At 65.0% G+C, this 24,978-nt stretch carries 17 protein-coding genes; 2 read left to right on the forward strand and 15 right to left on the reverse strand.

The window, feature by feature from the left end; translation table 11 throughout:
* Positions 1–150: 150 nt before the first annotated feature.
* Positions 151–1,467: a hypothetical protein gene (locus OLW90_RS07130; protein ID WP_319649403.1), complete on the reverse strand. Its 1,317-nt coding sequence runs from the start codon at positions 1,465–1,467 to the stop codon at positions 151–153.
* An 89-nt stretch (positions 1,468–1,556) separates the two neighbouring features.
* On the opposite strand from OLW90_RS07130, the gene OLW90_RS07135 reads away from it, so the two are divergent.
* On the forward strand, positions 1,557–3,131 hold the full coding sequence (locus OLW90_RS07135) for an alkaline phosphatase D family protein (protein ID WP_319649404.1): 1,575 nt from the start codon (positions 1,557–1,559) through the stop codon (positions 3,129–3,131).
* 97 nt (positions 3,132–3,228) lie between these two features.
* Here OLW90_RS07135 and rpsP read toward each other — a convergent pair whose 3' ends face one another.
* From rpsP to OLW90_RS07185, 10 genes are all read right to left on the reverse strand, one after another.
* The gene (gene rpsP, locus OLW90_RS07140; RefSeq protein WP_319649405.1) at positions 3,229–3,717 is read right to left on the reverse strand and encodes a 30S ribosomal protein S16; all 489 of its coding nucleotides are present in this window, start codon (positions 3,715–3,717) and stop codon (positions 3,229–3,231) included.
* Between the two features lie 207 nt (positions 3,718–3,924).
* The gene (gene ffh / locus OLW90_RS07145) at positions 3,925–5,577 is read right to left on the reverse strand and encodes a signal recognition particle protein (RefSeq protein WP_319649406.1); all 1,653 of its coding nucleotides are present in this window, start codon (positions 5,575–5,577) and stop codon (positions 3,925–3,927) included.
* Between the two features lie 46 nt (positions 5,578–5,623).
* On the reverse strand, positions 5,624–7,666 hold the full coding sequence (locus OLW90_RS07150; protein ID WP_319649407.1) for a [protein-PII] uridylyltransferase: 2,043 nt from the start codon (positions 7,664–7,666) through the stop codon (positions 5,624–5,626).
* On the reverse strand, positions 7,663–8,001 hold the full coding sequence (locus OLW90_RS07155; RefSeq protein WP_319649408.1) for a P-II family nitrogen regulator: 339 nt from the start codon (positions 7,999–8,001) through the stop codon (positions 7,663–7,665). Before OLW90_RS07155 ends, OLW90_RS07150 begins: the two co-directional genes overlap by 4 nt.
* 46 nt (positions 8,002–8,047) lie before the next feature.
* Positions 8,048–9,304 carry an ammonium transporter gene (locus OLW90_RS07160; RefSeq protein WP_319649409.1) on the reverse strand — a complete coding sequence of 419 codons (1,257 nt, stop codon included), beginning with the start codon at positions 9,302–9,304 and terminating at the stop codon, positions 8,048–8,050.
* Between the two features lie 132 nt (positions 9,305–9,436).
* Positions 9,437–11,524 carry a signal recognition particle-docking protein FtsY gene (gene ftsY, locus OLW90_RS07165; RefSeq protein WP_319649410.1) on the reverse strand — a complete coding sequence of 696 codons (2,088 nt, stop codon included), beginning with the start codon at positions 11,522–11,524 and terminating at the stop codon, positions 9,437–9,439.
* Positions 11,525–11,904: 380 nt separating this feature from the next.
* The gene (locus OLW90_RS07170; RefSeq protein ID WP_319649411.1) at positions 11,905–15,384 is read right to left on the reverse strand and encodes a hypothetical protein; all 3,480 of its coding nucleotides are present in this window, start codon (positions 15,382–15,384) and stop codon (positions 11,905–11,907) included.
* A 60-nt stretch (positions 15,385–15,444) separates the two neighbouring features.
* Positions 15,445–19,020, reverse strand: a complete 3,576-nt coding sequence (locus tag OLW90_RS07175; protein WP_319649412.1) for an AAA family ATPase — start codon at positions 19,018–19,020, stop codon at positions 15,445–15,447.
* A gap of 50 nt (positions 19,021–19,070) precedes the next feature.
* On the reverse strand, positions 19,071–19,355 hold the full coding sequence (locus tag OLW90_RS07180) for an acylphosphatase (protein ID WP_319649414.1): 285 nt from the start codon (positions 19,353–19,355) through the stop codon (positions 19,071–19,073).
* Positions 19,343–20,836 carry an alanine/glycine:cation symporter family protein gene (locus OLW90_RS07185; protein WP_319649415.1) on the reverse strand — a complete coding sequence of 498 codons (1,494 nt, stop codon included), beginning with the start codon at positions 20,834–20,836 and terminating at the stop codon, positions 19,343–19,345. The genes OLW90_RS07180 and OLW90_RS07185 overlap by 13 nt, the downstream gene beginning before the upstream one ends.
* Positions 20,837–20,937: 101 nt before the next feature.
* Here OLW90_RS07185 and OLW90_RS07190 point away from each other — a divergent pair, with 101 nt between their 5' ends.
* Entirely contained in the window at positions 20,938–22,029 is a 1,092-nt protein-coding gene (locus tag OLW90_RS07190) for a hypothetical protein (RefSeq protein WP_319649416.1), read from the forward strand.
* Here OLW90_RS07190 and mutM read toward each other — a convergent pair.
* The 4 genes from mutM to OLW90_RS07210 are packed head-to-tail and all read right to left on the reverse strand — an operon-like array spanning position 21,980 to position 24,961.
* Complete coding sequence (gene mutM, locus OLW90_RS07195) at positions 21,980–22,873, reverse strand: bifunctional DNA-formamidopyrimidine glycosylase/DNA-(apurinic or apyrimidinic site) lyase (RefSeq protein ID WP_319649417.1); 894 nt, start codon at positions 22,871–22,873, stop codon at positions 21,980–21,982. The two genes, OLW90_RS07190 and mutM, sit on opposite strands and share 50 nt — an antisense overlap.
* Entirely contained in the window at positions 22,866–23,663 is a 798-nt protein-coding gene (gene rnc, locus OLW90_RS07200) for a ribonuclease III (protein ID WP_319649418.1), read from the reverse strand. The genes mutM and rnc overlap by 8 nt, the downstream gene beginning before the upstream one ends.
* The gene (locus OLW90_RS07205) at positions 23,663–24,193 is read right to left on the reverse strand and encodes a YceD family protein (RefSeq protein ID WP_319649419.1); all 531 of its coding nucleotides are present in this window, start codon (positions 24,191–24,193) and stop codon (positions 23,663–23,665) included. The genes rnc and OLW90_RS07205 overlap by 1 nt, the downstream gene beginning before the upstream one ends.
* 27 nt (positions 24,194–24,220) lie before the next feature.
* Positions 24,221–24,961 (reverse strand): DivIVA domain-containing protein, encoded by a 741-nt coding sequence (locus tag OLW90_RS07210; protein WP_319649420.1) that lies wholly within the window; start codon positions 24,959–24,961, stop codon positions 24,221–24,223.
* Between the last annotated feature and the right edge of the window lie 17 nt (positions 24,962–24,978).

Here is a 24,978-nt window from a genome sequence, read left to right on the forward strand (position 1 = left end):
CAGAATGCCAATCACATATCCAAAACAATGAGGTTCATTCACAGCCCCCACTTGCCGGTAATGCAGCATCTTCACAGTCGCTTGACCAGGGTTAAGATCGGTGGAAGTTTCACCTTAGCAGTCCTGTGAATAAACATCAATAATCGATCTTTAATTTCTATAATTTACAATCACCTCATCATACCTTCCATGAATACTCCTCCACAAACGAGGGACAATAAAACAGAAGATCCAATAAGATCCACGGCTGGGATCGTTTAATTCTGCATGGCAGAAAATAATAATCATAGAAATCGCTCTCCTAAACGATTCAAGGAATGCCCACCCAATGACAGTATAGAATAATATTGACAATACCATAAAATAGCGTGTTTCATATTTAAATATGTCGGATATAGGAATTAGCGAGAATAGTAATAGTAGTGACGTAAATGAGGCAAGTGTTGCAAATATAGATAAAATATAGGATAATGTTAGCAAAAATGGCCTGTCGACCTCAATTTGGTTAGATTTTGAGACTGGAATGTACCATAAGTATACTCCGAAAACCTTTTTTGGCACATACAATATATTGCAGGTAGGTCGGAAGGGGTCCGTGAAAAATAAAATTACATCTACCAAAACAATTGGAAATGCCAGTATCACCGATATGGAAATGCAGTCCTTGATGGTTTCATCTAATTTAAAAAATTTAGTCACAGCCAGGCCGATCAAGCAAACCGATATTACAAAAATTCGAACAGCAATACTCCAAAAATTTATTTTTTTATAAGCTGATATCATAGATAACCCCGCCAGGGGGAACCGGATATATTTAAACCATAAAAAGCATGACTGATTGCAGAATGCCCGGAAAATATTACTCAACTTTTTCCATAGAGAATTTTTGCTATTTATATCTTGGACAGCCTCTAAGAGATTAGATCCGATCTCCCCCCTTTCCACAACCTCCATAGCTTCATTAAGGTCACGGGGATAAGGACAGGACAATGAAAGAAATATGGAGAATATATAAAATATAATTGAGTAAAATATTATAATCATATCATCATTACGGATCCCGAATAATACAATCGTCATCCATAATATCAAATACATAAGAATAGATAACGATATAGCTGATGACCTTAGATGTTTGACAAGAAAAAATTTTCTTACATTTTCCTGACTTAACCCCCCTCTCGCGCCCGTCGATGCTTTAAAATAAATAACAAGATTTATAGATATAGTAGTTGCCAGCGTTGCTACCGGAATTTCCATATAGAATACTTTACCCAGATCAAAGCCAGACCCAAATATTCCACCATGTCGAGTCCAAATATATCTCCCGTTAGTTATATCTTTTGTAAATAAAAATGGAAAAAATGCAACGGGAGACAATATTGAAATTAAAAATGTTGCCCACTTACTACCTTTAATATTTCTATTTTCCATATGCAGTATGGTTGATTCTTTACGATTCTCCATAAATTGATAGTATCATACTGAAGTTTTATGGTAAAGCTGTTCACGCACTGTCCACCCACCATTCACCTCCACCCCCTACCATCACCCCCATGACTGTTTCCCGTCGTCTCTTCCTGGCTTCCTCTGGCCTCGCCACCGCCAGCACTCTCCTCCCCCACACACCCACCGCAGCCTCCTCTAATCCACAAGCCGTCTCCCCGCTCTCCTCCTCTTTCGGTGGCCTTATCCCCGAACGCCCCTCCCTCACGCACGGCGTGGCCTCGGGCGATATTCGCCCCGATGGTGCCCTGATCTGGACTCGTGCCGATCGCCCCAGCCGCCTCATCGTGGAGGTCTCCCCCACCGATTCCTTTCATAATCCCCGCCGCTTCACCGGCATGACCATGACCCCGCAGTCCGATCACACCGGCAAACTCCGCCTGGTGGGCCTCAATACCGATTCCGATGTTCATTACCGGGTGTTCGCCCAGGACCTCGATACCGGCCTGCTCTCCGAGCCGGTGCAGGGGACGTTTCGCACCGCGCCGTCGAAAAGCAGGAATATCCGCTTCCAGTGGTCGGGCGATGTGGCTGGCCAGGGCTACGGTATCAATCCCGATCTTGGGGGTTGGACGGCGTGGTCAAAGATGGCGGAGCGCAACCCGGACTTTTTTATTCATTCCGGGGATACCATCTATGCGGATAATAAGATCGAGGAATCGGTGACGCTGCCCGACGGTCGCCTGTGGCGCAATATCCTCACGGAGGCGAAGTCCCGCGTGGCGCAGAGCCTGGACGATTATCGCGGTAATTACGCCTATAACCTCATGGACGCGCATTATCGCCATTTCAATTCCCACGTGCCGCAGATCGTGCAGTGGGACGATCATGAGACGGTGAATAACTGGTATCCGGGCGAGGTGCTCGATCTCCCGGAGTATCAGGTAAAGGACGTGAATACCCTGGCCGGGTGGGCGCACCAGGCTTTCCACGAGTGGCAGCCCACCGATCAGAGCATGGCGGTGGACGGGCGCATTTATCGCAAGATTTCCTATGGGCCGCTGCTGGATATTTTTGTGCTGGACATGCGTTCCTATAAGGACGATAACGAACTGAATCATCGCGGTACCAAGGCCGATGGCGCAATCCTGGGCGAGCAGCAGGAGAAGTGGCTGATCCAAGGCCTGCAATCCTCCACCGCCACTTGGAAAGTGGTGGCGAACGATCTTCCGCTGGGAATCATCGTGCCGGACGGCAAGAGCGGCAATCAGGAGGGCGTGGCCAGTGGCGGGCCGGGTGTTCCGGTGGGGCGTGAATCGGAGATCGCCCGCGTGCTGCACGCGATCAGGCAGGTGCGCAACGTCGTGTGGCTGACCGCCGATGTGCATTACACCGCCGCGCACCACTATCACCCGGATCGTGCGGCATTCCAGGAGTTCTCGCCGTTCTGGGAGTTTGTGTCCGGCCCGCTGCAAGCCGGGGCCTTTGGTCCGAATGAGATGGATTCCACCTTTGGCCCGGAGGTGATGTACGTGCATGCCCCGGAGGAGCCCAATCAATCACCCCTGGACGATTTCCAGCACTTTGGTGAGGTGGATATTGACGGCCAGAGCAAAGAAATGACGGTCAAACTGCTCACCACCCAGGGCACGGAACTCTACCGGATAACCCTGCCCGCGGAGTAAGTCCCCCTACTTCAAGGCAAACACAAGAAAGCCGCCCCGGCACAAAGTTCCTTAAAGAACTCCCGGAGCGGCTTTCCCCGTTTCCACGGGAAAGAAATTACTCGGCGGACTCGGCCTCGGCGTCCTGCTCGCCAGCCTCGGCGGCGGCCTTCTCCGCAGCCAGCTTCTCGGCTGCGGCCTTGGCCTCCTTCTCCTCCTTGGCCTTGCGCTTCTTCTCCACCACATCGTCCACGGAGGGGCCGTTGTTGGCCTCGGCCAGGGCCTCGTTGAACAGGTCCAGCTTGGACTTCTTCTCCGGGGCCACCTTCAGGGTACCCTCGGCACCCTCAATGCCCTTGAACTTCTGCCAGTCGCCGGTGACCTTGAGCAGGGCCAGCACGGGCTCGGTGGGCTGAGCGCCCACGCCCAGCCAGTACTGGGCGCGCTCGGAGTCGATCTTGATGACGGAGGGGTTCTCCTTGGGCTCGTAGATGCCGATGTTCTCGATCACCTTGCCGTCGCGGCGGGTGCGAGCGTCCGCGATCACCACGCGGTAGTGCGGGGTGCGGATCTTGCCGAGGCGCTGGAGCTTGATCTTGACAGCCATGCTGGTGTGTCCTTTTCTGTTGGTCACTGGGCAGTTCAGGCACCCACCCAGGTGGGGCGGGCCGGTTCAACCCTTGGATTAGCCTGCGCGTGATCCTGCTGGTCGGCCGTGGCCGGGAACAGCGTCACGCAGGAATGTTCTCGCGCTGCCCACGCGGGGCAACCTGAAAGATACTACTACAGCGGACGCGCCCAGCGCTACTTGGCCTTACTTACCCTTGCCCTGCCCAAAGTCCAGGTTGTTGAGGTCGATGTTCTCCATGCCCTTGGGCATCTTGGGCATTCCCTTGGCTAGTTTGCCCAGGCCACCCAGTCCGGGCATACCGCCCCCGGCCTCCATCTGCTGCTGCAACTGCTGGAGTTGCGCCATATCCGGCATTCCGGCACCCATTCCCCCCATGCCGGGCATGCCACCGGGCATCTTGGGCGGGGTGGGCCCCTTCTTGGCGGGCTTGCGCTTGCCATTCTTGCCCTTGCGCCCCTTGGGCTTCTTCTTGGTGGCCGAGCGCATGCCGCCGCCCATGCCAAACTGTCCGGCCATCTTGCCCATCATCTTCTTGGCCTCAAAGAACCGCTCTACCAGTTGGTTCACGTCGGAGACCTCCACGCCGGAACCCGCGGCGATGCGCTTGCGGCGCGAGGCGTTAAGGATCTTGGGATTCTCCCGCTCCTGCGGGGTCATACCGCGAATGATGGCCTGGATACGGTCGAGTTGCTTCTCATCGACCATGTCCGCCATCTGGTTCATCTGCTTGCCGCCGGGCAGCATTTTCAGCAGGTTGCCGATGGGCCCCATGCGGCGGATCATCAGCATTTGATCCAGGAAGTCCTCCAGGGTGAGTTCCCCGGTGCCAATCTTCTGGGCGGTGGCCTCCGCCTGCTGCTGGTCAAAGACGGTCTCCGCCTGCTCAATCAGGGAGAGCATATCGCCCATGCCCAGGATTCGGCTGGCCATGCGCTCGGGGTGGAATACGTCAAAGTCCTCTAGCTTCTCACCCGTGGAGGCAAAGAGAATGGGCTTGCCGGTGACCTCGCGGATGGACAGCGCGGCACCGCCGCGCGCGTCGCCGTCGAGCTTGGTGAGCACCACGCCGGTGAAGTCCACGCCGTCGCGGAAAGCCTCGGCGGTGCTCACGGCGTCCTGGCCGATCATGGAGTCGATGACAAAGAGCACCTCATCGGGCTGCACGGCGTCGCGGATATTGCGGGCCTGGGTCATCAATTCCTCGTCGATACCCAGGCGGCCTGCGGTATCCACGATCACCACGTCGTGCTGGGCGCGGCGGGCCTCCTGAATACCGGCCTGGGCCACGGCCACGGGATCGCCGTGGGAGGTGCCCATCTCATGCTCCGAGGAGTCGATGGAGGTGCCGGGATCGGGGGCAAAGGTGGGCACGCCCGCGCGCTCGCCCACGATCTGCAACTGCTGCACGGCACCGGGGCGCTGGAGATCGCAGGCCACCAGCATGGGGGTGTGGCCCTGCTTTTCCAGGTGCTTGGCTAACTTTCCGGCCAGGGTGGTCTTACCCGCACCCTGCAAACCCGCGAGCATGATCACGGTGGGTGGGTTCTTGGCCAGGTTGAGCCTGCGGGTCTCCCCGCCGAGGATCCCGGTGAGTTCCTCATTGACGATCTTGATGACCTGCTGCGCGGGATTAAGCGCCTGGGAGACCTCCGCCCCGCCCGCGCGTTCCTTGATTCTCTTGATAAAGCCCCGCACCACGGGGAGGGAGACGTCCGCCTCTAGCAGTGCCAGGCGGATTTCCCGCGCGGTGGCGTTAATATCGGCGTCGGTGAGTTTGCCCTTTCCACGGATACCGCTGAGCGCTCCGGAAAGGCGATCGGACAAAGACTCAAACACGTTGGTGCTGCTCCCTCGGAGAAATACGGGTTATTCACTGCTTGGTTTAGTCTACGTTACCGCCCATAGCGCGGGCGATCTCGCGTTCCACCGCCCCGTGATCGGCGCGCTCGCGCCCCAGCCTCGCCTGCACGATCATGGTGCCACCCACGTTGCGCATGGTCAGCCACTGCGCCGGGGCCAGCGCCGCGGCCACCGCGCCGAGCGCACCCACGCTATCGGTGGTGCGCACCTCCACCACCGCGCCGTACCAGTACGTATCCGTGTGCGGGGAGGTCACCTCGGGCAGGTCGCGGTAGACCCCAGATTGATAGGCATGCACGAAGTCCCCGGTATCCAGGGTGGCGTGCACGGTGGAACGCACCTCAAACTCCGCGTGTACCTGGCCGGTGTCCTGGGTGAGGATGCGGGCGGCGTCGATAGTCCAGGCCTTGGCCGCGATCACGGCGAGCACGTCGCTTAGGCCCTTGCCCTCGGTGGAGCGCCAGTACACGGTGCGGTCCCGGATACCGATGTTTGCGGGCGCGCTGACCAGCGGCGGGGTGGGCGAAAGCGCGGTGAGATGGCGGCGCGCCCGCCCGCTGAGTTCCGCGATGCCGTGGGCCAAGCGGCGGTTCCACACCCCCGGCCCCGTGGCCTGCGCGTCTGCCGGGGCCAGGGCGGTGAGGAGTTCCAGGGTGAGCAGGTCATAATGCACGGCGCGCAGCAGTTCATCGACCGTCTCCTCCGCGCCGGTATCGCGGGTGGCCACCAGCCGGGCCAGGGTCGTGTGCTCGGCCACGAGGGTCTGCACGCAACTGCGCTCCCGGAGGTTGAGTCCCAGGCGGGTGCCCATGCGCGCCACGAGTTCCGCGCCCACGAGTTCGTGCGGGCGGGAGCGCCCCTTGCCGATGTCGTGGTACAGCGCGGCGAGCAGCAGCAGGTCGGGGCGAGCCACCGTGGTCTTGGCCGAGGCGCACCGCGCCAACACCCCCAGGGTGTGCTCGTCGATGGTGTGGCTGTGGCTGGGCTCGGCGGGCATGCGGCCGCGAATGTGCGCCCACTCCGGCACCACCCTCTCCCACAGGCCGCGCGCGTCCATCTGGCGGATCACCGGGGCGCTATGCTCCGGGGAGTTCAGCAAGGAAAGAAAGTCCAGGGCCGCCTGGCGGGTGAGGCGCTCCGGCAGCGGGGGCAGGACCGCCAACTGCGCCCAGGTGCGCGGGGCCACGGGCAATCCGGTGCGGGCTGCCGACGCCCCCACCCGCAGCAACAGCGCGGGATCGTCCAGGCGGGGCTGGCGGGCCAGCACGATCTCCCCGCTATCCTCCACCACATCCACATCCAGGGGGCGACGGATACGCTTGCGGGTGCGGGTGACCAGGAGGTCCCGCGCCTGGGCCAGGGCGGCGGTGAGTTCCTCCTCCACCCGGCGGGCCCCCGCCGCCAGGGCGCGGCCCAGGGCGTAGCGATCCGCAAAGCCCAGGTCGAGCGCGATCTCGGCGGCAAACTCGGGGTCGAGCACGTCCCGACGCCGCCGGGCCTGCCGATGCAGGTGCGCGCGGACGTCGAGAAGCAAGGCCCGCTCCGCGCTGAGGTCGGGCATATCGCACACGTTGCCCAGAGCCAGGGCGCGCAACAGTTCTATGTCCCGCAGGCCGCCGCGCCCGTGTTTGAGATCGGGGCGGGTCATGGTGACCAGGGAGCCGGAGCGACGCCACCGCGCGATCGCGGTATCTACCACGGCGGTGAAGTTGCGGCTGAGTTCCCGCCGCCAGGTGCGCAGCACCCGCTCCCGGCACCGCGCGCTCAGGGCCTCCTCCCCGCGCAGGTGGCGCAGATCGAGCAGCGCCAGGGCGGCGGTGACCTCCTGGGTGATGAGTTCCGCGCAGTCGGTGGGACTGCGCACCGAATGATCCAGGCGCTGGCCCGCGTCCCAGATGGGATACCACAGGCGCTCCACCTGTTCCCGGCTGGGCGAGCTGCCCTCCGGGTGCAGCAGAATCAGATCAATATCGGAGTACTCCGTGGCCTCTCCCCTGGCCACGGAGCCGGTGGCCGCCAGCGCGCAGCCCTCCGGCACCTCCAGGCTCTCCAGCAGGTGCTTCACAGGGCCTCGTGATCGCGCTCCCCGGTGCGCACCCGCACCACCTGCTCCACCGGGCTCACCCACACCTTGCCATCTCCCACCTTGCCGGTGTGCGCCGCCTCGGTGATCGCGGTGACCACCTCGTCGAGGGATTCATCCTCGATGAGCACCTCCACCTTCACCTTGGGCACGAACTCCGTGGCGTACTCCGCGCCCCGGTAGAGTTCCGTGTGCCCGCGCTGCTGACCAAAGCCCTGGGTCTCGGTGACGGTCATGCCGTAAATGCCCAGTGCGTCCAGGCTCTCCCGAATATCGGACAAGGTAAAGGGCTTGACCACTGCGGTAACGAGTTTCATTCCTGCTCTCCTTCGCGCTTGAGCGGTGTGTCCACGCTGCACAATCCTACTTTGTTCCGGCGATGTCATAGGCGGATTCCGCGTGCTCGGCGTAATCCACGCCGTTGTATTCCTCTTCCTTGCCCACGCGCCAACCCATCGTGGCCTCCAAGACCAGGGCGATCACGGCGGTGAGCAGGCCGGAGAACAGCACTGCCACCACGGCAATGACGATCTGCACCACGGTGAGCTTGAGGTCCCCCAGCAGGATTCCTATGCCCACCGTGCCCCACAGCCCGGCCACCAGGTGCACGCCCACCACGTCAAGGGAATCGTCATACCCAAAGCGGAACTTCAGGCTCACCGCCAGGCAGGCCAGCACGCCGCCCACCGCACCCAGCACCAGGGAGGTCATGGGGTTGAGCGCGCCCGCCGCCGGGGTGATGGCCACCAGGCCCGCCACGATTCCCGACGCCGCGCCCAGCGACGTCGCGTGCCCGTAGCGCACCCGCTCCGTGGCCAGCCAGGCCAGCAGGCCCGCCGCCGCTGCGGCGGCGGTATTCACCCAAGCCAGGGCCGCCGTGGCGTCGGGAGCCAGGGCGGAACCGGCGTTGAAGCCACACCACCCGAACCACAGCAGCGCCGCACCCAGCATGACCATCGGCAGGTTGTGCGGGCGGGTGACCCGGCGCGGGAAACCCTGGCGCTTGCCCACCACGAGCGCCAGCACAAAGGCCGCCGCACCGGCGGAGATGTGCACCACGGTGCCGCCCGCGAAGTCGATGGGCGCCACCAGGGCCTCCCCCTCCTCCGTGGTGCCAAAAATCCAGGCGGCAAGCGAGGTGCCGCTTTCCGAGAGCAATCCCCCACCCCACACCATGTGCGCCAGCGGGAAGTACACCAGGGTGGGCCAGGCGGCGGTGAACACCAGCCAGGTGGAGAACTTCACGCGCCCAGCCAGGGCACCGGAGATGATCGCGGTGGAGATCACGGCGAAGGTGAGCTGAAAGGCGACGTCGATGAGCACGGGGTAGCCATTATCCCCCTGGGTGGTGGCGTCGATCCCGCGCAGACCAAAGAACTCGGTGGGATCGGCCACCACGCCGCCGAGGGAGCGGGTGCCGTAGGACATCGACCACCCCCACAGCAGGTACACCACGGTGACCACACCCAAGGCGGCAAAACTCATCATCATCATGTTCAGCACGGCGCGACGCCCCGCCATGCCGCCGTAGAACAGGGCGAGGGCGGGGGTCATCAACAAGACGAGGGAGGCTGCCACCAACACCCACGCGGCGTTGACGAAGAGAACTTCTGAGGCCATCGTGCACCTACTTTTCAGGTTTCTATCGTTATATAGATAAGGTAGCCCGGAAGCGGGGTTTTTGAGTGGCCTATAGAAAAGAATGTGGCGCAGATCATGCAATCTGCGCCACAATGTTGGAGTCAGTAGACCTTAAGCGGACTCCCCCAGCAAGGCATCCACGAAGCCCTCTACCTCAAAGGGAGCCAGATCGTCCGAGCCCTCACCCAGACCCACCAACTTCACCGGCACGCCCAACTCCTCCTGCACCTTGAACACGATGCCGCCCTTGGCAGTGCCATCGAGCTTGGTGAGCACCACGCCGCTGATGTCCACCACCTCCCTAAAGGTGCGGGCCTGCATAAGGCCGTTCTGGCCCACCGTGGCGTCCAGCACCAGCAGCACCTCGTCCACCTTGGCCTTCTTCTCCACCACGCGCTTAACCTTGCCCAACTGATCCATCAGGCCCACCGAGGTGTGCAGGCGGCCAGCGGTATCCACCAGCACTACATCGGCCTGGGAGGCCACGCCCTGCGCGACGGCGTCGAAAGCCACCGAGGCCGGGTCCGCGCCCTCCTCGCCGCGCACCGTCTGCGCGCCCACCCGACGCCCCCACGTCTCCAACTGATCGGCCGCCGCCGCGCGGAAGGTATCCGCCGCGCCCAGCACCACCTTGTGGCCCATCGAAACGAGCACGCGGGCCAATTTGCCCGTGGTGGTGGTCTTACCCGTGCCATTGACACCCACCACCAGCACCACGGCGGGCTTGCCCTCGTAGGGCATGGCCTTGATCGAGCGATCCATCTCCGGCTGGCAGGCCTCGATCAGCGTCTCGCGCAGCATGCCTCGGGCCTCGGCCTCCGAGGACACGCCCCGCTCCGCGATCTTCACGCGCAGATCCTCCACCACCTTGGTGGTCACGGTGGTGCCCAGATCGGCCATCACCAGGGTGTCCTCGATCTCCTCCCAGGCATCCTCATCGAGGTCACCGGCGGAGAGAATACCCAGCACGGACTTGCCGATCACGTTCTGCGAGCGAGACAGCCGCCCGCGCAAGCGACCAATGCGGCCCGCCGCCGGGGCGATCTCCTCCTGCGGCTCCGCCGCCGCTACCGGCTGTGCGCTCGGGGTCTGGGCCTCTTGGATTTCCTCCACCGGCTCCGGGGCGGGGGTGCTTGCCAACGCCTCCTCCGCCGCGCGCGCGGTGGCAGCCGCAGCAGCGGCGGCCTCCTCGGCCTTGATCTCCTCGGCCGGCTGGGCGGGCTCGGTGGGCTGGCTCTCCACAGGGGCGGCGGGCTTAGTAGGCTCTGCGGACTCGATGGACTCGGCCGCAGGAGCCGCCTCCTGCTCAGCAGGCTCCTCCGCAACCGTAGGTTCTGCGGTTGCGGCCGCTTCCGGCTCCTCGATTGCCGGTGCAGGCTCCACGACCTCTACTGTCCTTACCGCTTCTGCGGCTTCGCGGCTCTCATTCGCCTCGGCTGCCTCGGCCGCCTCAGCCTCGATCAGCTCCGGCTGCTCCTGCTCCGCACTCCGGGCGGGTTCCTCCACGGCCTTCTCCGGCCGCACGCTCTCCTTCGGAGCCTCCTCGACCACCGGCTTCGGCGGCTCGGGAGATTCGGAGGAGGTGGCCTTCGGGACAACCGGGGCGGGAGCCACCGGGGCCTGCTGCTTCTGCTGGGGCTTTTCGATCTTTTCTGCTGCGGGCTGCGCTGGTGCTACGGGTTGCGCGGCCGGTTCTTCCGGCTTCACCGGCTGCGGGCTCTGCTGCTGGGCCTGCGGCTTCGGTGCCACGGGCTTCTGCATGGATTCCGGTTGCACCCGCTCCTCTCGCTTGATCGGCTTTGCCGGTTCGGCGGGCTTCACCCGCTTTGCCGGTGCCGAGGGGCGCGGGTCCGCGCGACGCACCGGAGGCTCGGGATTACTCTGGTTGCGCTGCGGAACCTGCTGGTCGGCGCGCAGCACCGGCTCCTTTTCCTTATCCTCGGCGGCCGGGGTGTTCTTGGTAAAGGCCGCCACGCTAGCGTCCGCCGCGCCACCGGAGGCAAAATTAAAGCCCCCCTTGGCCTGATAATTACCGGATTTTTGCTGCTGGGTGAGTTCCTTGGGCTCCTCTTCCTCCTTTTTCTCAAAGGTCACGGTCTTAGAGGCCGCGTTCTTGCGGCCAATGAGTACCAAAACCGCCGCCAAAAGGAGAATGACAAGGAGCGCTATGCCAGCAATGATCCAAAAATCCGTAGTCATGCCCTCCATCATGGCAGCACACCCCCTCTATTGACCACCGCGCCACACCATACGGCTCCTCCCCGTCACTCTTCCCCACCGCAATGTGACGCATGTGATTCACACCCGTCACACACCGGCAAGGAAAGGTACCACCCCGCCACCAAGGGACGCCCCGGATTCACACCCGTCACACACCACCCCGGAAAAGTACCACCCACCACCAAGGGACACCCGGGAGTCACACCCGTCACACACCGGCAACGTCAACCACGGCAACACCTTTCTAAGGGGCAGTGTTGCAACGACCCCCTGAACCCCCGCGCGCCCCCACTCAAAAAATAAACCGACCCTCGGGAACACCCCGAGTGTCGGCCCTTACACCCCTTAAAACTACGCCACTACCCCTTCGCTGCGGAGGCCGCCAGCGCCATCGCCTCGGCGGAGATCACATCGCCGGTGACCAAATCCGGCACCACATCGGCCAACTGCGACCACCCCTGCGCGGCGGCGTCCAGGGTCTTGGACTTCCCCATCAACCCGTGGGCGTGCATGCGGGCCGAAAGGGCAAATACCAGGGACACCACCGGGGCCAGGGCCCAGGCGTTGTCCTTGTCCTCGGTGTTCACGCCGTCGAGTTTGTCAAAGCGCACGCGCGCCGCCGAGTACAGGGCGCGGTGGGTGCTGCGCAGCGCCCGCAGCAGGGAAACGGCGGGCTTGACCAGCCCTTCCGAGGTGAGCAGCCGGTTGAGTTCCTCGCGCTTACGGAAGGTCTCAAAGACCGCCATCAGGCGCGGGCCGTCCTCCATGATGGGGCCGGGAACGATGTCCTCGTTGGCAAAGAACATGCTCATCAACTGCTCCTGCTGCGCGGAGTCCATGCGCGCAATGCGCACGGTGGAGGCGTCAATGCAGGCGGAGTCCAGGGTGGAATCGCGCCCCGTGAGCAGGGTGTTTACCAGGGTGGGACCGGCGGTCTTTTTCAATTGCGCCAACAGGGCCTTGAGTTCCTTGGTGCTCTCGGGCCGCCCCAGAGCACCGCCCACCTCGCCCAGTTGCATCATGATGGTGATCCACGGGCTGCGGTGGTCCTCCCGTTCCGCAGGGGCCTCCTCCGCGAGGTTAAAGGAATGATTGACCAGCCCGGTGACGATCATGCGGCCCGGTTGCAGGTGCGCGGGCACCAGGGAGCCGGAGAGTCCGCGCAGGGCGGCGCGGGGGGATTCCTCGAAGATCGCGTGTGCCACGTCGCGCTCCCGGGTGGTGGAACCAAAGTGATCCCAGATCACCGGCAGCACCTGATCGCTGGCGGGCGGGGTTTCCTCTTCCCCGGAGAGGAAGGCGGAAAGCCGGGCCAGTTCCTCCGGCTGGTCGGCCAGGTAGCCGGGCTGCTCCACGCGGAAGGCCGTCTCCCCGGGGTGGTGCGGGGCGCGCAGGGTGCCAAAGGGATCGCCGGCATAGAGCTGCACGATGAGATCACCGGCGTCGATAAGCGATTCCGGCAGGGGCGTGACCTCGGTGACCTGGCGCAGGTGCCGGGCCACCGACCACGGCGCGGTGGCGGGCCAAACCCAGGCAGCGAGGTTGCGCGATTCCATGAGGTCGGTGAAGCGCAGCGCGCCGTCCTCCACGCTCACGGCGGTGGCGTGCGGGGTGGAACTCATCACCGCCAGCGTCACGGAGACGCGATTATTGCTGCTGGGGTCCGTCCACTCGAACTCCAAGCGGCCCTCCGGCATCACCGCCACGGACTGCGCGATGGCATTCACCGGGGCGGAATAGGTCACCGCGTCCTCCCTGGTCAGGGCCACGGTGTGCACGGGGGAACCGTGCTGATTGCGCACGCTCACCCGGGGTCGCCCCAATTCCCCGGTGGCGCGCACGCGAATCCGCCCGGCGGGGTCGATGTGCCGGGTGCCCAGGTAGAGGCGGCTGGTGCGCCACATCGGCTGATAGGTGGTCATGCCCAACTCGAAGGAGAGCGCCGGGGGGCTAAATCGCAGCGGGAGGCTATCGCCCTCGTCCGTGGTCACCGCAAAGTCCGCACCGGCCTCGTGGGAGGCCACCGCGATGCGGCGCGGGGAAACGGAAAAGTCCTTCTCCCCGTGGCCCACCGCCAGCGAGGCCGGGGAGAGCCCGCCCTGGGCGGGGATACGCACGCTGTGCGCGGCGGCGTCGATAGTGGTCTCGCAGACCATGCCCTCCACGATGGCGTAGCGGTGCCGGAAGGACTCGTTGCGTGGGCCGCGCAGGCGCACCAGGTACTCGCCCACCCAGGGGGCATCGTAGGCCTCGGGGTCAAAGATCTGGAAAGCCCCGCCCTCGGCGGGCACCTCCAGCGGCTCCGGCTCCGCGATCTCCTCGGCGGTCTCCCCCACCCCGGAGTAGGCGGAGATGGAGAGGTACCAGATCTCCTCGCGCCCGGACAGGGTGGCCGGGAAGTCCGCCACCAGGGATTCCGCGTGAACCGGCAGGCGATTGAGCGTGCGCACGTTGGCCACCGGCTCCACCGGGTGCACAAAGCGCACGCGCTGGCGGGGGTCCACGCTGCGCAGGTGGGACATCGCGGACGGCGCCTGCCCCACGCGCACCACCTGGAGGGAGGCTATCGACGCCGCCTCCACCCGCCGACACTCCCAGCCCGACCACCCCAGGATCGGCTGGGTACCCAGCACCGGCACCTGTTGCCCGGAGACGGCGTCCACCAACTGCGCGTCATCGGGCACCACCACGAAGAGTTCCGAGTGGTGCAGGGAAACCTTATCAGTGAGGTTTTGCCCATTGGCGGCGAAGATGAGCACGGGATCCTCCGCGTCCACCACCGGCACCACCCAGGTGATTCCGTTGGTGGTATCGAGCACCGTGGCCTCGCGCACCTGGCTTTCCACCGCCACGTCCAGAGCCTCGGCGTAGGTGGGCTCGCCCCAGGGGCGGCCGGTACGGAAGATGCGGGTGGTACCCGCCACGCTCACCCGCCAGGAAACCTCGGCGTGTGCGTCATCGCCCACGTACTCGGTGGATACCCGCTGCTCCGGCAGACGCAGACACACCCGCCCGCGCTGAGTATCGAGCACCAGGCGGGGGCGAACCTCGCGGGGGGCCACACCCACCGCCGTGGCGCGCTCTGGGGTGCCCACGGGGCGCTCGCGCAGCTCCGCCACCACGGCTTCATCGACGAGCCGAGGCAAGGCGGGCTCAAGATGAGAGCGATCCCGATCCAACCAGGAGGTGGGGTGCTGGGTGGAAAAGGCCCGCACCGCCTGTATCCCGCTAAGGAGGCGGCCCATGCGCTCCGGGGCCTGGGCCACCTCCAGGGCGGCGGAGGCGAGGTCGCTGCCTGCCACGGCGGCCAGGGCCTCTTCCTCGCCCGGCGTGCCCTCCTCATCGAGGTGATCGAGCAGTTCCAGCAGGCCCGCCACCTCGCTATAGATCACCCCGGCGTGATAGCACAGCAGGTCCACGCTGCCCATGCCCTCCGGGGTATCCAGGCCCGCCCGCTCCAGCAGGCCGGGCACCTCCCGATCCAGGGCCGCCACCCATTCCTCGGTGGCACGCAGGCCCAGGCCCGCAAAGTATTCGGTGTAGAACTCCGCGCGATCCACCAGGCGGCTGGCGCGGAAGATCAGTGTCACGGAGGTCATCACGGGGGTGACCTCCCACAATCCCGGCAGGTCCGCCCCGGCGGTGACCTGGCGGGAAAGGAAGAGACCAAAGAGCCTGTCATAGCGCTCCATCTCATCACTGCTGAGGCCCGCCTCCGGGAAATACGGGTGCTGCGCGAAAGTCTCCGCCAGCCGCAGCTCCCCCTGCGAGGCCCAGCCCAACAGGGAATCCGTCATATCGGCAAAAGGAGTACCCGCCCCCGTACCGTGCTCGCTCATCACCGTGTTTTCGTCCCCTTCACTGTGTCCTTGGTGTCCCTAAGAATCTGGCAACCCCGTTTAGCCTAGAGCAGGCTCACCCGCCGAGGTATCGTCGGGCTGCATACGCTGGCTGAGTACCCTCGTGATACCGTCGCCGCGCATAGTCACACCATAGAGCACGTTGGCTACGTCCATCGTGGGTTTCTGGTGCGTGATCACGATGAGCTGGGAATCCCGGCGCAACTCCTTGAACAGGTTAATCAGGCGGCGCAGGTTCACATCATCCAGCGCGGCCTCCACCTCGTCCATGACGTAGAACGGGCTGGGCCGGGCGCGGAAGATCGCCACCAGGAGCGCCAGGGCAGTCAGGGACTTCTCCCCGCCGGAGAGCAGGGAGAGCCGCTTGACCTTTTTCCCCGGCGGACGGGCCTCCAACTCGATTCCCGTGCTGAGCATGTCCTCCGGCTCGGTGAGCACCAGGCGGCCCTGCCCACCGGGGAAAAGAGTGTGAAAGACCTTGGGGAACTCCGCCTCCACGTCCTGCCAGGCCTCGGTGAACAACTGCAAAATGCGGGCGTCCACCTCCTCGATCACGCCCTCTAGGTCCTCCCTGGCCTCCTCCACGTCCGCCAACTGGGTGGACAGGAACTGGTAGCGCTCCTCTAGCGCCTTGTACTCCTCCAGGGCCAGGGGATTGACCTTGCCCAGGGCGCTTAAATCCTTCTCCGCCTGCTTCAGGCGCGCCTGCTCGGCCCGACGATCAAAGTCCGGCTCCGGGGTATAGTCCGCCAACAGATCCGCGATGGCCAGGCCTAGTTGTTCCACGGTCTTGGCCTCGGCCTCGTCGATGCGCACCTGCGCCTGGCTGGCGGCGATCTCGGAGGCGTGCGCGGTATCGCTCAGCCGCCCCAATTGCTGGCGCACCGCGCTCACCGCGTCCTTGGCCTGGGAAAGCCGGGCGGTAATCTGCCCCTTGTTCCGCCGCACCTCGTCGCGCCGCACGGCGGCGCGCTCCACGGCCTCATCCACCCGGCGCGCCACCTCCCCGGCCCCGTCCGCCACGGCGCGCGCCAGGGCGGCCTCGGCCTTGCGCTTGGCCATCGCCTGCTCGTGGCGGGCCTTGGCCTTGCGCTCGTGGGCGGCCTGGCGGCGCAACTGCTGGGCCTTGCCGCGCGCCTGCTCCACGCGGTCGTCGGCACTGCGGGAGCTGAGTTTGGCCTCCATCTCCATCGCCCGGATCTGGTTGAGGGCCTCCTTGGCGCTATCGCGGGCCTGGGTGGAGGGCTCCTCGGCGGTGGCGTCCTGGGTATCCACGTGGGTCAGGCGCTCGCGCACGGCGGCCAACTCCGCGCGGGCCTGGGCCAGGCGCTGTTCCACGTCCTCCCCGCGCCGGTGCGTCTTATCCCGCGCCGCCTCGTGCTCCGCCACGGTGCGTTCCAGGCGGCGTGCCTCCCGCTCCCAACCCTGGGCCTGGGCGTCGTGCTCGCGCAGCGCGGCGGTGGCAGAGGCCGCCTCTACTCGGGCCTCCTGGGCCGCGAGCGTGGCCCCCTCCACCGTGCCGGAGAGTTCCGCCAGTCGGCCCTGCGCGGCGGCAAGTTCCTCCTCGGCCTGGGCGATCTGCCCCTCCACCTCCACGGAACTCGCGGCGGACTGGCCCACCTGCACCCAGCCCTGGCCCACGAGTTCGCCCTCGCGGGTCACCGCGCGCACGCGGGGATCGGCCAGCACCGTTTCCCGGGCGGTGTCCCAATCCGGGGCCAGCGCCACGTCCGCCAACAGGCGATTGACGGTGGCGGCCACGGCGGGGCTTAAGTGCACCCGGTCGAGCAGCCATTCGGTGCCCTCGGGGAGGTCGGCGTCAAGCCGCCAGGGCGCGTGTTCCGGCACGTGCTCCGGCGGGTATTCCGGCGCGTTTTCCGCACCGCCCGGGCGGGCGTCCGGGGCTTCCGAGGGCGTCGTGGCCGGTCCGGGCACCTCCCCCATCAGCACCGTGCGCTCGATTCCCTCCCCCCGCAGGGTATCCAGCACCTCGTCCCGCACCGGCCCCACCAGGGCCTCCCCGTAGACCCCCAGGGCGGCGGCCAGGGCCTTCTCCATTCCGGCCTGCGGGCGCACCTCCTGGCTCAGCGCCCGCCACTGATCCCCGTTCAAGAACTCGGTCGCGCTCGCCTTGGGGAGGGTGTGGCGCAGCGTCTCGATCCGGGCGGTGAGCGTGTACACCTCGCGCTCGTGCTCGCGCTGGGTGGCGCGCACCTGCTCCAGGCGTTCCTCCGCCGCCTGGGCCTCGGCGGCGGCGCGGTCGCTGGCCTCCGCCAGGGGTTCGCGCTGCCGCTGGGCGTGATCGTGCTTCTCGCGCGCGGCCTCCCACTCCTCGCGGGACTGCCGCAGCCGCGCCTGCGCCTCCTCCCCGGCCGTACGGTGGCGCTCTAGTTCCTCCTCCGCGCTGCGCACCCGGGCGGCGTGATTCTCCTCGGCGGCCAGCAGGCGCACCACGCCCTCGCGGTGATCGGCCAGGGCCTTGATCTGCGCTAGGTGCTCGCGCTCCGCCTCGCGGGCGATCTCCTCCCGCTGCGCGGCCTCCTCCTCGATCACCTCCAGGCGTTCCCGCGCGATCTCTGCGGCCTCCTCCAGGCGCGCGAACTCCTCGTCCGCCTCCTGGGCGCGGCGTTCCAGAGCCTCTGGGTCCATGCCGGAATAGGGCACCTCGTGGCCCGCTCCCCGGGCACGCTCGGCGGCGATGCGCGCGGTGGCGCTCACCCGCTCGGTCAGGGTGGAAAGACGGAACCAAAGTTGCTGGGCGGCCTCCTCCTGGGGCAGCACCTCGGAGAGGCGTTCCTCCCATTCCACCTGCTCCTCGGTGCGTTCCTCTAGTTCCTCGGTCAGGGCGGCCACCCGCTCCTTGAGCACCTCGGCCTGGCGGGCGGCGTCGCTTAGTTCCGCGCGCAGGGTGATAATGCGATCCCCGGCCAGGCGCAGGCGGGCGTCGCGCACCGTGGCCTGCACGGTGGCGGCGCGCTGCGCGGCCTCGGCCTGGCGGGCCAGGGGCTTGAGTTGGCGGCTGAGTTCCTCAGTGAGATCGCGCAGCCGATCCAGGTTTCCCTGCATTCCGGCGAGTTTGCGCTGCGCTTTTTCCTTGCGCCTGCGGTGTTTGAGCACGCCCGCGGCTTCCTCGATGTAGGCGCGACGCTCCTCCGGGCGGGATTCCAGGATCTCGGAGAGTTTCCCCTGCCCCACGATGATGTGCATTTCCCGGCCGATGCCGGAATCGGACAGCAATTCCTGAATGTCCATCAGCCGGGCTTTTGAGCCATTAATCTCGTATTCGCTGGCGCCGTCGCGGAACATGCGGCGGGTCACCGATACCTCGGAATACTCGATGGGTAGTTTGCCATCGGCATTATCAATGGTGAGGGTGACCTCCGCGCGGCCCAGGGGCTTGCGATCCCCCGCCCCGGCAAAGATCACGTCCTGCATCTTGCCGCCGCGCAGCGTCTTGGCCCCCTGCTCCCCCATCACCCAGGCCAGGGCGTCCACCACATTGGACTTCCCCGAGCCATTAGGCCCCACCACGGCGCAAATCCCAGGCTCGAACTTCAGGGTGGTCGCGGACGCAAAGGATTTAAAGCCTTTGAGCGTCAGCGATTTCAGGTGCATGGTGGCAAGATTTTAGCTTATCGACGCCCCCACACCCCACGCGGCCACCCCTAGCGCTCCGCGAAGCCGTGCTCCCCCTTGGGCAGCGCCCACTGCTCCACCACCACGTCTACTCGGCCCGGCGTTTCCCCGCCGCGCAGCAGAGCGAGCAGTTCCTCGCACTGGGCGCGGCTGCCCTCGGCCACCACGCACACGCGGCCGTCGCTTAAGTTCGTGGCGGATCCGCGCAATCCGATCTCCAGGGCACGGCTGCGCGTCCACCAACGAAACCCCACGCCCTGCACGTGCCCGTGAACAAAGGCGGTGAGGCGGGTATCCGGGGTTACTTGCGCCATTGGTAATCCAGGTTCGCGTAGCGCTCGTCGCGCACCGTGATGGGATCGGCCCCGTCCCAGGCCTCCATGTGCTTCCAGCCCAGGGTGGAGCGCGGCATGTCCTCCCGGTGGAACACCGGATTCAGCCCGGCGCGGCGCTGCACGGAGTAATGGCGCAGCACCGCCACGGCCACCCCGCTCAGCGGCACCAAAGCAATGAGGTTGATGGAGGCCATCAGGCCGCTAAACACGTCCGCCAGCGCCCACACCAGGGGCACCGAGCCGATGGCTCCGCCAAACACGCACACGGCCACGAGCACGCGGAATGCCCGCAGCCACTGCTTGCTGCGGCGCTTGCCCGCCAGGTATTCGATATTGGACTCGCCGTAATAGTAATTGCCTATGATGGAGGAATACGCCAGGAAGATAATGATGAACGTGAGGAAGTGAATACCCCACTCGCCCACGGAGGCCGCCAGGGCGTTCTGGGTGAGTTCCATGCCGCCGGTCTCCTGGCTGAGGTCCTGCCCGGCCAGCAGAATGATGAAGGCCGTCATGGAGCACACCACCAGGGTGTCAAAGTACACGCCCAGGGTCTGAATCAGACCCTGCTTGGCGGGGTGGGATACGGAGGCCGTGGCCGCCGCATTGGGCACCGAGCCCATGCCCGCCTCGTTGGAGAACAGCCCGCGCCGCACGCCCTGGATAAACACCGTGGCCAGGGTCGCGCCGGCGAACTCACGGAAGCCAAAGGCGTGGGCCACGATGTCCACGATCATGCCGGGCACCTTATCAATGTTCAGGCCAATCACGATGAAGGCCAGCACGATGTACAGCACCGCCATCACCGGCACCACGGTCTGTGTGAAGGAGGCGATGCGCTGCACGCCGCCGAACACGATCACCAGGGTCACCGCCGCGAGCACCAGGCCAATCACGGCGTTGGTGCCGGTATCATCGCTGCCCATCGAGGTGGAGATCGCCGCGCTGATGGAGTTGGACTGCACCGCGTTAAACACAAAGCCATAGGTCACGCAGATCACCACGGCAAAGACCACGGCCAGGGGCTTCCAGCCCAGGGCGCGCGTCATGTAATAGGCCGGGCCGCCACGATAGGAGTCCTTATCGCGCACCTTGTACACCTGCGCCAGGGTGGACTCGATGAAGGAGGTGGCACCGCCGACGATCGCCAGGCACCACATCCAAAACACCGCGCCCGGCCCGCCCACGGCCACCGCCAGGGCCACGCCCGCCACGTTGCCGGTGCCCACGCGGGAGGCCGCGGACATGGTAAAGGCCTTAAAGGCGGAGATTCCCTTGGTGCCCTCGGAAATCTCGGAGGGCTTTTCCACCACGGAGCGGAACATATCCGGCAGGAAGCGGATCTGCACCAGGGCGGTGCGGAAGCAGTAGGCCAGGCCGGAGAGGATCAGAACCGGGACGACCCATACCGCCCAAAAAATATTATTGATTGCCTCCACGGCATCAACCAAGAAATCCATGCGCAAGAGATTACCGTTCCCCCAGGGCGGAGTAATAACTCCGCCCACGTTGAGCCGCCATTATTACCCCCGTTATAGATATGGTTCCTAACATGACCGCCATGAATACGGATTCCGCTTTCCCCTCCCGGCTTCTTGACGGCCCCCGAGGCCGCAGGTTCGCCCTGGAGTATGCCTTGGCGTCGGAAGCCACCACGGGTGCCTCCACGCACTCTCTCTTTTCCCTGGCCCACGGGTTTACCCCTTTCACCCCGGAGTCCGGGGAACTAGCCGCCGATATTCTCGCGCTCCTGCCCCTCGCACCCGTGACTCCCGAGTTACTGCGCCGATGCCTGATCTCCACCACGGAGGCGGCCGCCTATTGGCAGGAACCGGACACCCCGGATCTCCTGGCCGCTACCGCCCCGGTGCGCCGCGCCCTAGAAAGAGTGGCCCGGCACCTGGGGGATTCGCCGCATTTTCGGTCCTGGTGGGCACCGCGCGACGTGCGCTCCCAGGAACAATGGGTGGTGGATTGGGAGGACCGCGGCTTCCCACCCCCGCTCCCGGAGAACCTCTCCCCGCTGGTAGCCTGGCGCGCCACCACCTTAGAAAGGGAAGAACGCGCCGCGCGGGAGAAACCCCGCGATCCCCGCGCCTCTTATGGCGATTGCTGGTGGTCTATCCCTCACTTCGATACCCCGGCCACCATGCCGCCGTGTTTCGACGGCACCCCCTCCGGGCTGTACTACGTGGAGGATTCCCTGGGCTGGGCGCGTGCCCGCACCCGCCGCGCCGTCTATCCGCCTGTGTCCTCGCCCCTGAACCTGTACCGCATTGATTCCGCCGAGGACTGGGCCTCGCTGTGCTCGCGCTTTCCCCTTGAGGTCACCGCCATTACTCGGCACGACTGGTACCGCACCACCGGCCGTGACGGGCGCTGGGTGATCCCCGATTGGGCCCAGGTGGCGCGGCATTACCACGCCGTGCGCCTCACGCTCGCGGGCTACCTCAGCGGCGCGGGAACCGCGATTCCCGTGGAGAAAGATACCGCCAGCGTGATCGCGGGCTGGCACCCCGATCAGACGTACTGGTTCACCCCGCTCCTGCGCTATCACGGCAAGGCCGTGAGCTGGGAAAGCAACGATTCCGGCTGGACGGCCCTCAGCGGGGACGCTGGCACTCCGGACAAAAGTGGCTCGAACGGTTCATAAACGCCTCGCGCCGCATCTCCGCGCCGCAGCGATGGCAGGGCTGGCCGTGACGACCATAGGCGTGCAGGCTCACGTCAAAGTATCCCGATTCCCCATTGACGTTCACGTACAGCGAGTCAAAGGAGGTGCCGCCCTGCTCCAGGGCCCTCTCCATTACCTCGCGCCCGGCCCACAGCAGTTCCTCCAGACGAGCCAGGCTCACCCGCGAGGCCCGCTGCCGCCCATGCAGGCGCGCCGCCCACAGCATTTCATCGGCGTAGATATTGCCGATACCGGAGACCACCTCCTGATTCAACAGCAGCCTCTTGATCTCCGTGGGGCGGGCCTTGATCCGCCGCGCGAGCGCCGGAATATCCAGCACGGGGTCGAGCAGATCCCGCGCGATGTGGGCCACGGGCAACGGCACACCCTGCTCATCAGCAGGGGTAGCGCGCCAGTAGCCGAAGGTGCGCTGATCAATGAAATAGAGCCAGGTGGCTTGCTCCTGCCCGGCCTCCTCATTCGGGCCGGTGCTGTCCACGCCGCTGCTTCCCACCGGGGATAACCGCGCGCTCGCCCGCAGATGCGGGTGTGATTCCGGGTGATTCTTAATGAGCATTTGTCCGCTCATGCCCAGGTGCACCAGCAGGTGTTCCTGGCGGTCCGTGCTCAGCCACAGGAACTTACCGCGCCGGTGCGCCCCGGTGAGCGTGGCCCCCTCCAGGGCTTGTTCTAGTGCCGCGCCGCCGCCGGGTTGGTTGCGCGCCGCGCGCGGGTGCCACACCTGCACCCGGTTGAGGTGACGCCCCACCGCGTGGCGTTCCAGCCCACGGCGCACCACCTCCACCTCGGGCAGTTCAGGCATGATCGGGGGTGGTATCCGGCGGGGTCGGCTCTGAGGCAACGCTCACCGCGAGCCGCACCTGGGGGTCCACGAGGGCCTGGTGCGCACGGTGCGCCGCCTCCTGCTCCGCGACCTTCTTGTTTGGACCCGTACCCGAGCCCACCACGTGCCCGTTCACGGCGGCGTGGGCCCGGAAAACCAGCTCGTGCTCCGGGCCGGTGGAGGTGGCGGAGTAGGTGGCCATGGGGAGTTTGAGTTCCGCCAGGCGCTCCTGGAGCACCGTTTTCCAGTCCTCGTGACGGCCCTTGGCGGTGGCGGTGTCAATCTTGTGACCAAAGAGCCTCAAGATCACCTCGCGGGCCACCTCAAAGCCGTGCTCGCGGTAGATCACGCCGAGGATCGCCTCGGTGGTATCGGCCAGGATGGATTCCTTCTTCCTGCCGCCGGTGGCCAACTCCCCCTTGCCCAAAAGAATGTGATCGCCCAGACGAATGTCCCGCGCGATGTCCGCGCAGCCATAACGAGAGACGATTCCCGCGCGCATCTTGGAGATGTCCGACTCCGGGCTGGAGGGATACTGCGCATAGAGTTGCGTGGCCACCGAAAGCCCCAGGACCGCGTCTCCCAGGAACTCCAGGCGCTCGTTATTGGGCAGCATGCCGTTCTCATTGGCAAAGGAGCGGTGCGTGAGCGCCAGGCGCAGGCCCTCCTCGCTGATCTCCACGCCGAGTTTATCCAGCAGCGGGCGGTGATTGATCGCCCCAAAGGCGGCGTCTAAGGCCTCCTGCCCGCTGAGTCGCTTCTTCTTCATCACAGAAACTTCTCCAGGCCTGCCCAGCGGGGATCGGGCAGGGAGCCCTCGTCCTCCCCGGATACGCCGTCGGGAGCGGGTGCGGCCGCCTCGTCCTGGGCGCAGCCGCCCGGGCAGGTGGGATTAAACGGCAGGGTCAGGCCCACCTCGTCGGTCACCGCCTGCTGAATATCCACGCGCTCCTCCACGATCACGGGAGTCTCCTCCCCCTCGTCATCGTCCTCATCGCCTTCGTGGACAATGACCTCGGCGGAATCCGCGAAGAACTGGTTGATGTGGAAATTACCTTCCTGGTGCAACTCCGCCAGGCAGCGCACGCACTGCCCGCGCAGCGGGGCCTGCACCTGGGCGTCCACGAGCACCCCGGTGCCCAGGGGCGTCACCATCGCCTCCACGGTGACCTGCTCCCCCTCCTCGATGGCGATCATCGCCGCGCCGATCCGCGCCGGAGAGGGACCGGTGAGGGTACGGCGTTCCGCCGTGGAGGAGTGCACGAGGCCCGAGACATCAAAAACAAAAGGTGAGTTCATAGCGTGCCCAGCCTACCCGTGTGTGCGTTAATCCTCGTACCCGTAGGCCTCGCGGGGCTCGCGGCTGGTACCCGCAGTGCCCGCCGCGCCCGCGCCGCGTCGCAAAGCAGCGCGATCCCTGGATACGGTGCGCAGCACGCCGGAGAGCGTCTCCTCGAAGTCCGCGAGCTTGCTATCCACAAACTGATCGCACTCGCTGCGCAGCTTCTTGGAATCGGCGTGAGCGGCGTCCACCACGCGGTGCGCCTCCTCGTTCGCGCGGCGCACCACCTCGGACTCGGAGACCAGGCGGTTCTGTTCCGCCAGGCCCTCGTCCACGCTGCGCTGGTAGGAATCGTTGCCGTCCGCGATCAGGCGATCGGCCTCCGCCTGCGCGCGGGAGAGCGTGTCATCCGCCTCGGCGCGGGCGCGGCTAATGGTCTGGTGCGCGTCCTCCTCCGCGCGGGCCACCACGGTGGTGGCGCGGTGCTGCGCATCCGCCACCATCTCGTCCGCCTCGCGCTGCGCGCCGTCCACGATGTCCGTGGCCTGGGCGTCGGCATCGCTCACGATGGTGCTGGCGCGCTCCTCCGCGCCGCGCAGGATCTCGTCCTGCTTGTCCAGGACGTCCTGGGCATCGTCGATCTCGATGGGCAGGGCGTTGCGCAGATCGTCGAGGAGCGCCAGTACGTCGTTGCGCGGCACCATGCAGTTGGAGGTCATGGGCACGCCGTAAGCCTGCTCCACTGTTTGAACCAGTTCATCCAGGGCTTCGAATACGCGGTACATGGCAAAAATGCTACCTG

Origin of the sequence: Corynebacterium sp. 21KM1197, assembly GCF_033783015.1 — a bacterium.
Taxonomy (GTDB): Bacteria; Actinomycetota; Actinomycetes; order Mycobacteriales; family Mycobacteriaceae; genus Corynebacterium.